This window comes from Lutibacter oricola, from assembly GCF_900106565.1.
Taxonomy (GTDB): Bacteria; Bacteroidota; Bacteroidia; order Flavobacteriales; family Flavobacteriaceae; genus Lutibacter; species Lutibacter oricola.
In genome coordinates this window covers 218,704-233,083 of record NZ_FNNJ01000004.1, presented here as the reverse complement: position 1 = coordinate 233,083, position 14,380 = coordinate 218,704, and the positions used below count along the sequence as shown (strand labels likewise).

12 protein-coding genes are annotated in these 14,380 nt (G+C 29.4%); 8 read left to right on the top strand and 4 right to left on the bottom strand.

Annotation, left to right across the window (positions count from 1 at the left end; all coding sequences use genetic code 11):
- Positions 1-63 precede the first annotated feature (63 nt).
- The 5 genes from BLU40_RS10235 to BLU40_RS10215 all read left to right on the top strand — a co-directional run bounded on the left by BLU40_RS10235 (position 64) and on the right by BLU40_RS10215 (position 6,878).
- Complete coding sequence (locus BLU40_RS10235; RefSeq protein ID WP_090123050.1) at positions 64-852, top strand: carboxypeptidase-like regulatory domain-containing protein; 789 nt, start codon at positions 64-66, stop codon at positions 850-852.
- Positions 853-887: 35 nt separating this feature from the next.
- Entirely contained in the window at positions 888-1,673 is a 786-nt protein-coding gene (locus BLU40_RS10230) for a hypothetical protein (protein ID WP_090123048.1), read from the top strand.
- Between the two features lie 60 nt (positions 1,674-1,733).
- A complete protein-coding gene (locus BLU40_RS10225; protein WP_139170941.1) occupies positions 1,734-2,231 on the top strand; it encodes a DUF6702 family protein in 498 nt (165 codons plus the stop codon).
- A 64-nt stretch (positions 2,232-2,295) separates the two neighbouring features.
- On the top strand, positions 2,296-4,557 hold the full coding sequence (locus BLU40_RS10220) for a M1 family metallopeptidase (RefSeq protein ID WP_090123133.1): 2,262 nt from the start codon (positions 2,296-2,298) through the stop codon (positions 4,555-4,557).
- A 74-nt stretch (positions 4,558-4,631) separates the two neighbouring features.
- Entirely contained in the window at positions 4,632-6,878 is a 2,247-nt protein-coding gene (locus tag BLU40_RS10215) for a M1 family metallopeptidase (RefSeq protein WP_090123044.1), read from the top strand.
- 6 nt (positions 6,879-6,884) lie between these two features.
- On the opposite strand, the gene BLU40_RS10210 is transcribed toward BLU40_RS10215, so the two are convergent.
- Positions 6,885-8,120 carry an ABC transporter permease gene (locus tag BLU40_RS10210; protein ID WP_090123042.1) on the bottom strand — a complete coding sequence of 412 codons (1,236 nt, stop codon included), beginning with the start codon at positions 8,118-8,120 and terminating at the stop codon, positions 6,885-6,887.
- A 5-nt stretch (positions 8,121-8,125) separates the two neighbouring features.
- Between BLU40_RS10210 and BLU40_RS10205 the strand changes: the two genes are divergently transcribed.
- Complete coding sequence (locus BLU40_RS10205; protein WP_090123040.1) at positions 8,126-9,346, top strand: exo-beta-N-acetylmuramidase NamZ family protein; 1,221 nt, start codon at positions 8,126-8,128, stop codon at positions 9,344-9,346.
- Positions 9,339-10,136, top strand: a complete 798-nt coding sequence (locus BLU40_RS10200; protein WP_090123038.1) for a 3-keto-disaccharide hydrolase — start codon at positions 9,339-9,341, stop codon at positions 10,134-10,136. The genes BLU40_RS10205 and BLU40_RS10200 overlap by 8 nt, the downstream gene beginning before the upstream one ends.
- Before the next feature lie 47 nt (positions 10,137-10,183).
- Here BLU40_RS10200 and BLU40_RS10195 read toward each other — a convergent pair whose 3' ends face one another.
- From BLU40_RS10195 to BLU40_RS10185, 3 genes are read right to left on the bottom strand one after another with little or no spacing between them, the layout of a single operon-like run.
- Positions 10,184-11,020 (bottom strand): thioredoxin family protein, encoded by an 837-nt coding sequence (locus tag BLU40_RS10195; RefSeq protein WP_090123036.1) that lies wholly within the window; start codon positions 11,018-11,020, stop codon positions 10,184-10,186.
- Positions 11,021-11,075: 55 nt separating this feature from the next.
- Positions 11,076-12,248: a DUF4350 domain-containing protein gene (locus BLU40_RS10190; RefSeq protein WP_090123034.1), complete on the bottom strand. Its 1,173-nt coding sequence runs from the start codon at positions 12,246-12,248 to the stop codon at positions 11,076-11,078.
- A gap of 25 nt (positions 12,249-12,273) precedes the next feature.
- Positions 12,274-12,771: a YkgJ family cysteine cluster protein gene (locus tag BLU40_RS10185; RefSeq protein ID WP_090123032.1), complete on the bottom strand. Its 498-nt coding sequence runs from the start codon at positions 12,769-12,771 to the stop codon at positions 12,274-12,276.
- A 76-nt stretch (positions 12,772-12,847) separates the two neighbouring features.
- On the opposite strand from BLU40_RS10185, the gene BLU40_RS10180 reads away from it, so the two are divergent.
- Positions 12,848-14,371, top strand: coding sequence for a serine hydrolase (locus BLU40_RS10180; RefSeq protein WP_090123030.1), 1,524 nt, complete (start codon positions 12,848-12,850; stop codon positions 14,369-14,371).
- Positions 14,372-14,380: the final 9 nt, after the last annotated feature.

Sequence of the window (14,380 nt, the reverse complement as noted above, 5' to 3'; positions counted from 1 at the left end):
CACATAAAGAAACCATAAATAGCGAACAATACGTGTTAACTATTAAAATAATAAAATAGATACATGAAAACAACTACCAACTTATTTGTGTTTATTTTTATTACTCTAAAATGTTTTTCGCAAACCATTCCTGAACAAATTGAAGGAAAAATTATTGGTGGAAATAAAACAATTAGCGATGTACATATTGTTAATTTAAGTTCTGGTTTTGGAGCTGTGAGTAATGAAAAAGGAGATTTTAAAATTTTCGCAAAGTTAAATGACACACTGCTTTTCTCTTCATTACAATTTGAACGAAAAAAAATTGGTATTTCTAAAAAACAATATACTTCAAAAAAAATAATTATTGAACTTATACCAACTGTAACACAGTTAGATGAAGTTTTTATACAAGGGTTATCGGGTAATTTAACTGTAGATATTATGAGAACTCCAGATGAAGTTGAACCTAAGTCCAATTTTTTCTACCATCCATCTATGCTTAAAAAAAGGTCTTTTTCTAGTTATAACAAAGATTTCTCTTCTGCTCCAAGTTCAATTGCACTAACCGACCCAACAATGGCGGGTGGCGGAGGCGCGGGAGGTGGATTTGGCATTACGGATAAAAGATATGAAAAAGCTAAAAAATTAAAAGCACTATTGAAAAAGAAGAAAAAATTTTCTCACACCTTGGTAAGAGCTTTTGGTGAACACTTTTTTACCAACGATTTAAAAATTTCAAAAGACAGTATCAACCTATTTCTTACATACTGCGAACCTAGAAACTTAATAACACTATACGACAATAATAAAAAACTAACAGTAATTGAAATTTTAGTTGAAGAAAGCAAAAATTTCAAAAAAATAGAGTGATCCTTTCTTCCAAAAAACATTATATATAATTTGCTATGAAAACGAGTTACTATTACAATGCTATTCTCTTAATTTTAGTCTTTATAATTCATCAAAATTTAAATGCTCAAGAAAACCTAATTAGACTAAACGGAATAGTAAAAAACGATTCTCTTTTACTAAAAGACATTAACATAATTAATAAAACTAAAAAAACTGGTGCTTCTAGTAATGCTAAAGGTGAATTTATTATTCATGCTGCCTTGGGTGATTCAATTCTATTTTCTTCCCTAAGTTATGTAAGGCGCACTATTAAAATATCTAACTACCATATTAAACATAAAAAAATGGTAGTTTATTTAGAGCAAGGCTATAATGAGTTAGATGAAATAACTTTAAATCAGCGTATAAAGTTTGATACAAGTAAAATTTTAACTTACAAAGGTATGCCTCTAGATAGAGATGACGATTTTTACAGAGAACCACCTAACATTCGTAAAAGTATAGACCCAACAGCTAACGCTCCTGGCGGAAATATTCTTGGGCTTGTTTTTAAACTTGCTGATGTACTTTTTCTAAATAAAATAAGAGAAAAAAAGAAGGAAAAAAGAAAAAAACTAAAAATAAAAACTGAAAAACAAACTCAATTCCTAGATAATATTGTTACCAATTATAGTGAAGAATTTTTCACAAAAGAACTAAAAATACATCCTGATAAAATTTACATTTTTATAGATTATTGCCAAGATAATAACTTAAAAAAGCACTATAACGCTAATGAATTTGTAGTAAAAAACTTTCTAATAACTCAAAGTAAAAAATTCAACCAAATAAAACCTTAACTATAATAACTAAATACTATTTGGAATAATTTTTGTTTATTAGCACAGTAAATAACCGCAATGAAATTTAAACAAGTATTTTTTCTTTTAATAACGCTACCTCTACTCTCTTTTACACTACATAAATATTATGTTAGTATGTGTGAAATTGAATATGTGCAAGAACAAAAATCCGTACAAATTACACTTGGTTTATTTATAGACGATATTGAAGATACATTAGATAAAGACTTAAACACAGTAACCAATTTAGCAACAACTTCAGAAATAAAAAATGTTGATACGCTTTATTATAATTACCTTAAAAAGCATTTTAACTTAACCATAAATAATACTGTTAAAAACTTCACCTATATTGGTAAAGAATATGACGATGATATTGTACGTTTTTACCTAGAAATAGAAAATATTGAGCAACTTCAACAATTAGAAATCAAAAACACTTGCTTATTTAATTATTTTGAAGAACAACAGAATATTATTAAAATAAAAGTAAAGGATTACCATAAAACCTTCTATTTAACTAAAAACAATGATAAAGGTTTGTTAAAATTATAATAAAAATTGCCAATTTTTGTTAAAAATAGGTAATTTCGAAAACTTATTACATTTAACAAATTTTATGAAAAAAATACTACTAACTGTACTTTCAATTACAGTTATTTCTTCATCGCTATTTGCACAAGAAAAAGAACTAAACACACAAAAATCACATATAAACACAAGTAAATTTAGGCAGTTAAAACAAGAATTACCTACACCAAATAAACAACACACAGCTTCTGGAGCTCCGGGTTACGAGTATACGCAACAACAAGTTGATTATAAAATGGATATTGTTTTAGATGATGCTAATAAGAAATTATATGGTGAAGAAATTATTACTTACCATAACAACTCTAAAGATGTATTAGATTATTTATGGGTTCAACTAGATCAAAATGTTCGAGAAGCACATTCTAGAAACGAACTTATAAAAGGTGGCGGACCAGACGTTTTATACAGACCTTCAAAATTTGCAGGTAAATTTATGGGAAAACCTTTTGATGGAGGTTTTAAAATTGAATACATAAAAGATTTAGCAGGAAACTCAATTGACTATATGATTAACTGGACAATGATGCGTATTAACTTACCTAAACCATTGGCTAGTGGAGAATCTTATCAATTTAAAATAAAATGGTGGTATAACATAAACGATTATACTACAAGCCAAGGAAGATCGGGTTACGAGCCATTTCCTGATGGAAATAGATTGTATGTTATTGCTCAATTTTTTCCTCGTTTAGCAGTTTATAATAATGTTGAAGGTTGGCAAAATATGCAATTTTGGGGAAGAAGTGAGTTTGCCTTAGAGTTTGGTAATTACGAAGTAAATATTACAACACCTAAAGATCATATTTTAAATGGTACAGGAGTTATTCAAAACCCAAAAGACGTATTTACTAAAACACAACATAAACGTTATTTAAATGCTAAAAACGAATACAATAATCCTGTTTTTATTGTTACTCCAGAAGAAGCTTTAGCTTCAGAAAAAGGATTTTCTAAAGAAACTAAAACTTGGACTTTAAAGGCTGAAAACGTTCGTGATTTTGCTTTTGCATCTTCACGTAAGTTTATTTGGGATGCAATGGCAGTTCAGTTAAATGGAAAAAATACGATGGCTTATTCGCTATATCCAAACGAAGGAAACCCATTATGGGAAGAGCATTCGACTAGAGTTGTAGCAAATACATTAAAAGTATATTCTGAACAAACTTTTGATTATCCATATCCACAAGCAACATCTGTAAACGCAAAACAACAAGGTATGGAATACCCAATGATTTGCTGGAATTATGGTAGACCTAGAAATGGAAAAGTTTCTGAAAGAGTAAGAAAAGGAATGATTGGAGTAATTACACACGAGGTTGGTCATAACTTTTTTCCTATGATTGTTAATTCTGATGAACGCCAATGGACTTGGATGGATGAAGGTTTAAATTCTTTTGTTGAAATTTTAGCAGAGTACAAATACAATCCAGAGTTATTTCCAATGACAAAATACCCAAAAAACATTGTACCATATATGAAAGGAGATCAAAGTAATATTTCTCCAATTATGTCACAAGGCGATAATGTTCACCAATTTGGTTCTAATGCATATGCCAAACCTGCAGCTGGTTTATTTATATTACGCCAAACTATTATGGGACCAGAATTGTTTGATTTTGCTTTTAAAACATACGCTAAACGTTGGAAATTTAAACACCCAACACCAGCAGACTTTTTTAGAACTATGGAAGATGCATCTGCAATGGATTTAGATTGGTTTTGGAGAGGTTGGTTTTACACAACTGGCAATAATGACATAGGTATAAAAGATGTAAAAAAATACTATGTAACTGACAAACCAACAGAAAAAGCAAAAGCTATGGCTAAACGTTACGGTATTACAGCTAGTCAATTACCTCCATCGCTATACCTAGTTTCTGAAAACAGCAAAAATTTATCTAAAAAAGTAAAAGACAACAAACCTGAAGATTATAAAGTATTAAGTAACTATATTGATGCTAATTTTACTTCCGAAGAAAAACAACAACTAAAAGCACCTAAGTATTTTTACGAGTTAACTTTTGAAAAACCTGGAGACTTAGTTATGCCAATTATTGTTGAATTTGAGTTTGAAGATGGAACAAAAGATAGAAAACAATATCCTGCTCAAATTTGGAGGTTAAACGACAATGAGGTTACTAAAGTTTATCCTTCTAACAAAGCCATAAAAAACATAACAGTTGATCCAGACAAACAAACCGCTGATGTTGATACATCTAACAATAGCTGGCCAAAAAACAAAGAAAACAATTTTGATTCATTCAAAAAAAATCAAATTAAAGGATAATAATCTAAGTCACTAAATAGTGGCTTTTTTATAACAAATCAATTTTATTATATTGCCGCATTAAAAAATAATTTATGAGAGGTTTTTACCAATTTTTATTAGTTAGTTTTTTTATTTCAACTACAGCATTTGCACAACAAAACAGTCATTACAACACCAGTAAATTTAGACAGTTAAAGCAAGAGTTACCAACACCAAACTCACAGCACACAGCGTCTGGAGCTCCTGGTTACGAGTATACGCAACAGCAAGTAGATTATAAAATGGACATTATACTTGATGATGAAAACCAACGAATTTATGGTGAAGAAACCATTACATATCACAATAACTCTAAAGACTATTTAGATTATTTATGGATTCAATTAGATCAAAATGTGCGAGCTGCAGATTCAAAAAGTCCAGATATTAGACAAAATACTGTTGCGCCATTGTACACACCAAAAATATTTGCTAAAAAGTTTATGCAAGATAAATTTGATGGTGGTTTTAAAATTGAATACGTAAAAAACATTGACAATAGCGATGCTTCGTATATGATTAGCCGCACAATGATGCGTTTAAACTTAGATAAACCTTTAGCTCCTGGCACTAAACATTCTTTCAAAATTAAATGGTGGTACAATATAAACAACCACGTTACTCAAAATGGTAGATCTGGTTTCGAACATTTTCCAAAAGACAATAACAATAATTATGTAATTGCTCAATTTTTTCCAAGACTTTGTGTGTATGATAATGTAGAAGGTTGGCAAAATATGCAATTTTGGGGACGTAGTGAATTTGCTTTAGAATTTGGTAATTACCACGTAAATATTACAACACCTAAAGATCATATGCTAGGTGCAACTGGTGTTTTACTTAACGAAGAAGAAGTACTAACAAAAACTCAAAAAAGTAGATTAGATAAAGCTAAAAAAACTTTTACACATCCAGTATTAATTGTTACGCAAGAAGAAGCTACTCAAAACGAAAAACAAAAATCTAAAGAAACTAAAACTTGGAAGTTTTATGCTGAAAATGTAAGAGATTATGCGTTTGCTTCATCTAGAAAATTTATTTGGGATGCAATGGCTGTACCAATTAACAATAAAACAGTAATGGCATATTCTTACTATTCTAAAGAAGCTAATCCGTTATACGGAGATCACTCTACAAGAGCTACGGCGCAAGCGTTAATAACTTATTCAAAGCATACGTTCGATTATCCGTATCACAAAGCAATTTCTGTAGATGGGCAAATGGGTATGGAGTATCCTCAAATTTGTTTCAACCCAGGTAGACCAAATCCTGATGGAAGCTATACCGATAGAACTAAGTATAGAATGATTGGAGTTACCATACACGAAGTTGGGCATAACTTTTTTCCAATGATTATTAATTCTGATGAGCGCCAATGGACTTGGATGGATGAAGGATTAAATTCTTTTGTTCAAATGTTAGCACAACAAGAATACGAGTTAAATTATCCGTTATCTAGAGGTTTACCAAAATCTATTGTAAGTTATATGAAAGGCGATCAAAGTAAATTATCGCCAATTATGTCTCAAGGGGAGGATTTATACGAGTTTGGAAATAATGCCTACGCAAAACCTGCTGCCGGCTTATGGATTTTACGCCATACAATTATGGGGCCTGAATTATTCGATTTTGCCTTTAAAACCTATGCAAAACGTTGGAAATTTAAACACCCAACTCCTGCAGATTTTTTTAGAACTATGGAAGATGCATCGGCAATGGATTTAGATTGGTTTTGGAGAGGTTGGTTTTATACAACTGGTAATAATGATATTGGTATTAAAGAAGTTAAAAAATATTATGTTACGGATAAGCCTACAGAAAAGGCTATAAAAATGGCAAAAAAATATGGTATAACTGCCGAGCAATTACCACCATCGTTATATTTAATTTCTGAAAAAAGCGAACAATTTTCTAAAGAGTTGAAAAACAAAAAGCCTGAAGATTTTAAAGTACTTAACGATTATTTAAATGCTAATTTTTCTTCAGAAGAAAAACAACAAATAAAAGCGCCTAAGTATTTTTACGAACTTACATTTAACAAACCCGGAGATTTAGTAATGCCTATTATTGTTGAATTTGAATTTGAAGATGGCACAAAGGATCGTAAACAATATCCTGCACAAATTTGGAGGTTAAATGATAAGGAAGTAACAAAAGTATATCCTTCGAGTAAAGCAATTAAAAATATTACAATTGACCCAGATTTAGAAACTGCAGATGTTGATGTTATGAATAATAGTTGGCCTAGAAAAAAAGATAATTCATTTAATATATTCAAACAAAAACAACTAAAAAACTAGAATTTTCTAATCAAACTTTATAGCTTTTACTGGGCTTATTTTTGAAATTATAATGGTTGGTACAATTAGCATTATTAAACATAATAGCAGTGTACCAACATTTAAAAGTAAAATTGTCCAAAAATTAATGGCAATTGGTACTGTGTTAACATAGTATGTTTCAGGATTTAACGAAATTAATTCAAATTGCTTTTGAATAAATAGTATTGAAAAACCTATTAAATTCCCCCAAAACAACCCTTTTAGAATTAAGTAAGCAGCGTTGTATAAAAACACTTTTCTAACACTTAAATTACTACTACCTAAGGCTTTTAAAATACCAATCATTTGGGTACGTTCTAATATTAAAACTAATAAAGCAGTAATCATATTAATACCAGCAACCAAAATCATTATAACAATAATTAAGTACGTATTATTGTCAAATAAACTAATCCATTCAAAAATACCAGGATGTTTTTCTAAAATACTAGCAGTGTTTAGAGTTGATGAAGTTTCTTTATATATTTCATCACTCTTAGATTCTATTTCATCGAAATTATTTAGAATAACTTCAAAACCACCAACTTCGGTAGCTTTCCATCTATTCATTTTTTGAATATGCTTAATATCAGCAATTACAAAATTTTCATCAAACTCCTGAAAACCTGAATTATAAATACCTACAATTTTTACAACACGTAACCAAGGCGGTTTATTAGTGTCTTTTTTCACAAATAAAATATTAAAAGTATCGCCTAATTTTAAATTTAAACGCTTAGAAATAATTGTTGATATTAATACTTCATTCGATGCCTCATTGGTATAAGTTGGCACATTACCTTCAACTAAATACTCTTTAAAAAAAGACCAATTATAATCGCTTGAAACACCTTTAAATATAATACCTTCAAAATCTGTTTCGGTTCTAATAATTCCAGCCTTTGTAGCAAAAACCTGTACATTATTAACATTATCTACTGAAGTAAATTCTGGATAAAAATCTTGTTCAACAGAAACTGGTTCAAGCGTAATTTCAGAATTATTATTATCGAAATTTGTTATTTGCACGTGGCCATTAAATCCTGAAATTTTTTCACGTATTTTTTCTTGAAGCCCAAAACTTGTAGCCACAGAAATCATCATAATTATAATACCCAGGGCAATAGCAATAATTGCAATTTTTATTATTGGTGATGAAATGCTACTTTTATACTCTTTAGCAGCAATAATACGTTTAGCAAGAAATAATTCGTAATTCAATTTATATGATTTATAAACGATTCAAAAATACATATTTCTATTTGGTTTTAAGCTTATTTTTAAGTTTGAATTCTTGTAAAGAATCTAAAGCTCAAAAATTAGAACAAAAAACGCCTAAAGTTTCTATAGAAATTATAACGGCAGCACAACAAACAAAAAGCTATTTAAAGTTATTAAAAAACAAAAATATTGCAGTTGTTGCCAACCAAACCACAATAATTTCAACCAAAAACAAAAAACACATACACTTAATAGACAGCTTACTAGCGTTAAATATTTCAATTAAAAAAGTGTTTTCTCCAGAACATGGTTTTAGAGGAAAAGCCGATGCTGCTGAAAAAGTTGAAGATGGAATTGATACCAAAACTGGTTTACCTATAACATCATTATACGGAAAAAACAAAAAACCAACCAAAGAGCAATTACAAAATATTGACTTGGTTGTTTTTGATATTCAAGATGTTGGCGTTCGGTTTTACACATACATTTCTACAATGCATTATGTTATGGAGGCTTGTGCTGAACAAAATATTCCTGTAATTGTGTTTGATAGACCCAATCCAAACGGACATTATATAGATGGACCTACTTTAGAAATTGAACATAAAAGCTTTGTTGGTATGCATACTGTACCGTTAGTTTATGGAATGACAATTGGTGAATATGCAAAAATGATAAACGGAGAAAAATGGTTAAAAAATGAAGTTATTTGTGATTTAACCGTTATACCGCTTAAAAATTATACACATAAAAGTAGCTATAGTTTACCTGTTAGACCATCTCCAAATTTACCTAATAATGTTTCCATTAACTTGTATCCAAGTCTTGGTTTTTTTGAAGGAACTACTATAAACGCTGGTAGAGGAACCGAACAACAATTTCAACAATATGGAGCTCCTTTTTTTCCTAAAAGTGAGTTTACCTATACTCCACAACCAAATTTTGGTTCGAAATACCCAAAACATAAAAATAAATTATGTTATGGTGTAGATTTAAAAAATACTAAAAAACTAGATAGTATAAACATAAATTGGTTGGTTAATGCTTATAAAAAAACACCTAAAACAGAAAAATTCTTTGGTAGTACTTTTACTATTCACGCTGGAAATACAATTTTAGAAAACCAATTAAAATCTGGTGTTTCTTCAACAGAAATTAGAAAATCTTGGCAACCAAAAATTGAAGAATTCAAATTAATTAGAAAAAAATATGTACTGTATGAATAATCTTAAAGTATTAATTGTTTTAGGTTTAACAATACTAATTTCCTCTTGTAATTTCAAGATAAAAAAAACAGAAATTATTCCTCAAAATGATTGGGAATACTTATTCAATGGTAAAAACTTAGATAATTGGACTGCGAAAATTAATCACTATAATATTGGCGATAATTACAAAAACACCTTTAGAGTTTCCGATAATATCATTCACGTTAATTATGATGGTTATGAAGGTAAATTAAATGAGCGTTTTGGGCATTTATTCTATAATAAATCATTCTCTTCTTTTCATTTAAAGTTTGAGTATAGGTTTACTAACGAATGGTTAGAAGACGGACCAATACATACTTATAGAAATAGCGGCGTAATGTTTCACTCACAAGATCCAAAAACTATTTTAAAAGATCAAAACTGGCCTATATCTATTGAATTTCAGTTATTAGCAGATGCTAATAAAGGAGAACGACCAACCGGAAATATGTGTTCGCCAGCTACAGAAGTTTATTTTGAAGGTGAAGTTTCGCCTAAACATTGTATTAGTTCTTCATCTAAAACTTATGCTTATAATCAATGGGTAAAAGCTGAATTAATAGTTTATAAAGACTCTATAATTAAACATTTTATAGACGGAGAAGAAGTTTTACAGTACAGCAAACCACATATTGGTGGTAGAGTTGTTAAAAATTTCGACCCAGCTATTAAAATTGATGGTAAAGCATTAACAGAAGGTTATATTGGTTTACAATCTGAAGGACAAGGTGTTGAATTTAAAGAAATTAAAATTAAGGAGTTGTAATATTTTAAAAAGAGACTTCTAATTAAATTAGAAGTCTCTTTTTAATTTTATACTTTCAATATAAAATCTGCCTTTTGTTTGTAAGAACCTGTTATTAATTGATAATATTTTTCGGCTTCCACAGTATTTCCCTGAAGTTGATTACAATAAAACTCAATATAATTATACAAGCATTTGTTAGATTTATCGACTTCTTTAAATTCTTTTGGTAATTTTTTTAGTACACTTTTATAACTTTTATTGTAAGCTTTATTTAACAAATGTAACAAAGCTATCTTTTCTTTAACTTTCTTTTCACTATTTTTTGCTAAACTCTCAGATTCTCTTAAATACTTATTACTCCTCTTTAAAAAAGACTTTTTCGAATCATCGGTTAACATAAATGCTACATTTTGAAATTTTTGAGCCACCCTTAAATTAGAGTATAAATTATCTTTACTTTTTTCTAAAATAGTTAAAGCTTGATATATACTACTCATATTAATTGAGAAGTTTTTAAGAATTTTAAGTGTTTGAATTTCATCTCGATAACCTATAAATGAATACAACTCGCTACCCCAAGCATCAATAATAAAAATATATGGTATACCTTTTACACTATACTTTCTTACCAATTCTTTTTCGGTATCAAAATCAACTTTAACAGGTACAAAATTATTCATAATTAATTTTACATCCTCTTTACTCCAAACATCTCTATCCATTTTCCTACATGGTCCGCACCACAATGCTGTAAAATCCAACAAAATAGGTTTGTTTAATAATTTTGACATTTTAAGTCCATCTTCATAAGAATGAATCCAGTTAATAGATTTTGAATTTGCTTTAACAAAGGAAGACTGCATCAATAAAACTATTGATACAAGCATAACAATTTTTTTCATATTATTTTTTTAATAAAAATAATAAAAATCTCAATAAATTACTCGTCTAAAAAAATTATTTCTTTTGTACCTCAATATTTTTTCTAAAATGAAATTCACCATCTTTTATAATTGCCTGAAAACGATACACACCTTGCTTAGGCAATTCAATTACTGGTGTTAAAGTATTTGGATTGTTGTTTTCAAAAATACCTTGAGCTGGCCCTTTAACTTGTTTCCAAAAAATTTCAGGAGCTTTGTTATCTGTATCATTATCAACTATAGAAGAAGTTACAAATACAAATTTATTTTCTTTTAAAACGTGGGTAATGTTAATTATTGGCGGATTATTTATTCCTTTTGAAACACTTTTTTTATCAGAAGGAAGTCTACTTTCATCTTCAATACCTGCTGCATACAACATTAATCGCTGTGTAAACTCTCTATTATCTGAATGACTTATACGTGTTCCTGCACCAGCATTCCAAAACAAGTTTCTATCAAATAAACCTACTACTCTACCTTTACCTATGTTGGCTATAGCCAGAGCAGCATCGGTTTCTGCATTAAAAACACCATCGTTTTTATTAACTCGCAGCTTACCTCCTAATCCACCTTCTTGAGCTTTTGCCAACATAATTGCTGGTGGAGAAATACGAACAAAACTAACCCCTTCTCCTCTAAAACGAATACCTCCATTTTTATTATTAGCATTTAAAAAGTGATTTTTTGTATACTCTTTTACTAGATAATTTCCGGCTCCATTATCTGTTAAAAAGTGCATTCCAAATTGTTCGGTAATTATATTGTCCGAAATTCTTCCTGTAGGGTTATCTACTCCAACTAATTTATATTCACCTCCAAAAGCGCTATCCGACCAAACAACTAAACCTCCACCATTATTTACCCATTTTCCAACAGCTTTTGCTTCATTTTTAGAAAATACGCGCTGGTTAGATGCTAAAATTAAAACATCAATATTTTTTAAGCTTTTTAAAGTAAATTCAATTTCTTGATCGTAAACTTCAGTTACCGTAAGTTTTACTTCTTCCAAAGCTTCTAAAAACTGACTCATACCTAAATTACCTGTATCTGTTAAACGCATTTGATGAAATGGTTTTTTATCACCAGACGGTATATCTCCATCTGCCGAAACATCTCCATAAACATACATTACATTTTGAGCACTTAATATTGATACCGAAAAAAACAATACGGAAACAATTAAAAATTTAAAAAATTTAGTCATTTTAACAACCTTTAGAATATGAATATTATTTTGGTAATTTAACTTTTAAAGCCTCTACAATATTATATGCTGCAGGGCAAATTTCTGTGTTTTTTATAGTTAATTCTGCAATTTGAATAAATTTACGTCTGTTAGTATGCGGATATTCACTACAAGCTTTTGGACGAACATCATAAATAAAACACGTGTTATCATTCAAATCTAAAAAAGTACAAGGCGAACTTTTTAACACGTAAAAATCATCTTCATCACGTTCCAAATATTGCTCAATAAATTTTACAACTTTTATACGTAAATGCTTTGCAATACGTTCAATATCTTTTTCTGTAAAAATTGGGCTCGTAGTTTTACAACAATTACCACAAGTTAAACAATCCGTTTTTTTAAACTCTTCTTCATGTAAATCTTGCATTATTAAATCTAACCTTTTAGGTACACGTTTTTTTAATCTCGCAAAGTACTTTTTACTTTCTAAACGCTTTTCTTCAGCTAATTCCGGCAATTCTTTCAAAAATTCTTTCATACTGCAAATATATAACTCTTATTTATGTACATAACTACTATAATTATTATTAAATTCGTTTTTATAAAATTATATTATGAAATTTTTTAAACTAACTCTGCTCCTATTATTAATAAGTTTTTCAAGTAATTCACAAACCAAAGAACAACTTAATCATTTAGATGCTTATTTCGAAAAATCTCTAGAAGAATGGCAACTACCAGGTATGGCAATTGCAATTGTAAATGCAGATTCCATAGTTTTTAGTAAAGGCTACGGATTTGCCAATATTGCTAAAAAACAAAAAGTAGATGGCAACACATTATTTGCTGTTGCATCTAATTCTAAAGCTTTTACAGCTACAGCTATTGCTAATTTGGTTGAAGAAGGTAAACTAAAATGGACAGATAAAGTAGTAAAATACCTACCTTATTATAAAATGTATAACGATTATGTTACGCAAAACACTACTATCGAAGATTTACTTTGCCACAGAAATGGTTTAGCTACTTTTAGCGGAGATTTATTATGGTACGGAACAACTAAAACTCCAGAAGAAATTATAGCTGCACAAGAATATTTAAAACCTACTAGCGAATTTAGAACTACCTATGGCTATTCAAACATTTCTTTTTTAGCAGCTGGCCAAATTATAGAAAAAGTGAGCGGAAAATCTTGGGCTACTTATGTAAGTGAACATTTTTTAACACCTCTTAAAATGAATAGAACATTAACTTCTACTTCGCAATTAAAAAACACTACAAATATTGCAACGCCTTATTTTTTTGAGAATGGAAAAAACAACGAATTAAAATGGGTTAATTGGGATAATATTGCTCCTGCAGGTGCGCTAATTTCTTCGGTAAACGATTTTGCTAAGTGGCTACAACTAAATATAAATGAAGGAAGTTTAAATGATGAAAAGTTGTTTTCAGAACAAAGCTTTCAGAAAATAACAACACCACATATTAATTTTTCTGTTAGAAAAAACAACGAAAAAACAAACTTTAAATCTTATGGTTTAGGTTGGAGTTTAAACGATTATCAAGGTTCTAAAATTGTTTCTCACGGAGGTGGTTACGACGGAATGATTTCTAAATCACTTTTTATTCCTGAAAAAAAACTAGGAGTTGTAATTTTAACTAACAATATAAATTGGGTTGCTAGTGCTTTAAGCAACAAAATTCTCGATGTTCTTTTAACTAACAAACTGAATGGTAAAGATTGGTCTTCCAACTATTTAGGCTATAAAAAACAACAAGACAAAGCTTCCAATACCAAAGCAAAAAACAACGAATCTAAAAGAGGAAACATCAATAAAAATCATTTAAATTTAGAAACCTATACTGGTGTTTATAAAGACAAAATGTATGGTACTGTTACCGTGACTTTAAAAAACAACAAGCTTAATTTTACAATGGATAAAACACCTATTTTTTATGGTGAATTAAAACATTGGAACGATCATATTTTTACGTTTAGGTTTAATACTAAATTAGCTTCTTTACCTGAAGGAAAACTTTGGTTCGATGTAACTAAAAATGGTAAAATTGCTAAGCTTCATATAGATGTACCAAACCCAGATTTCGACTTTACAGAATTTGATTTTATAAAGCAATGAAAATTCTAT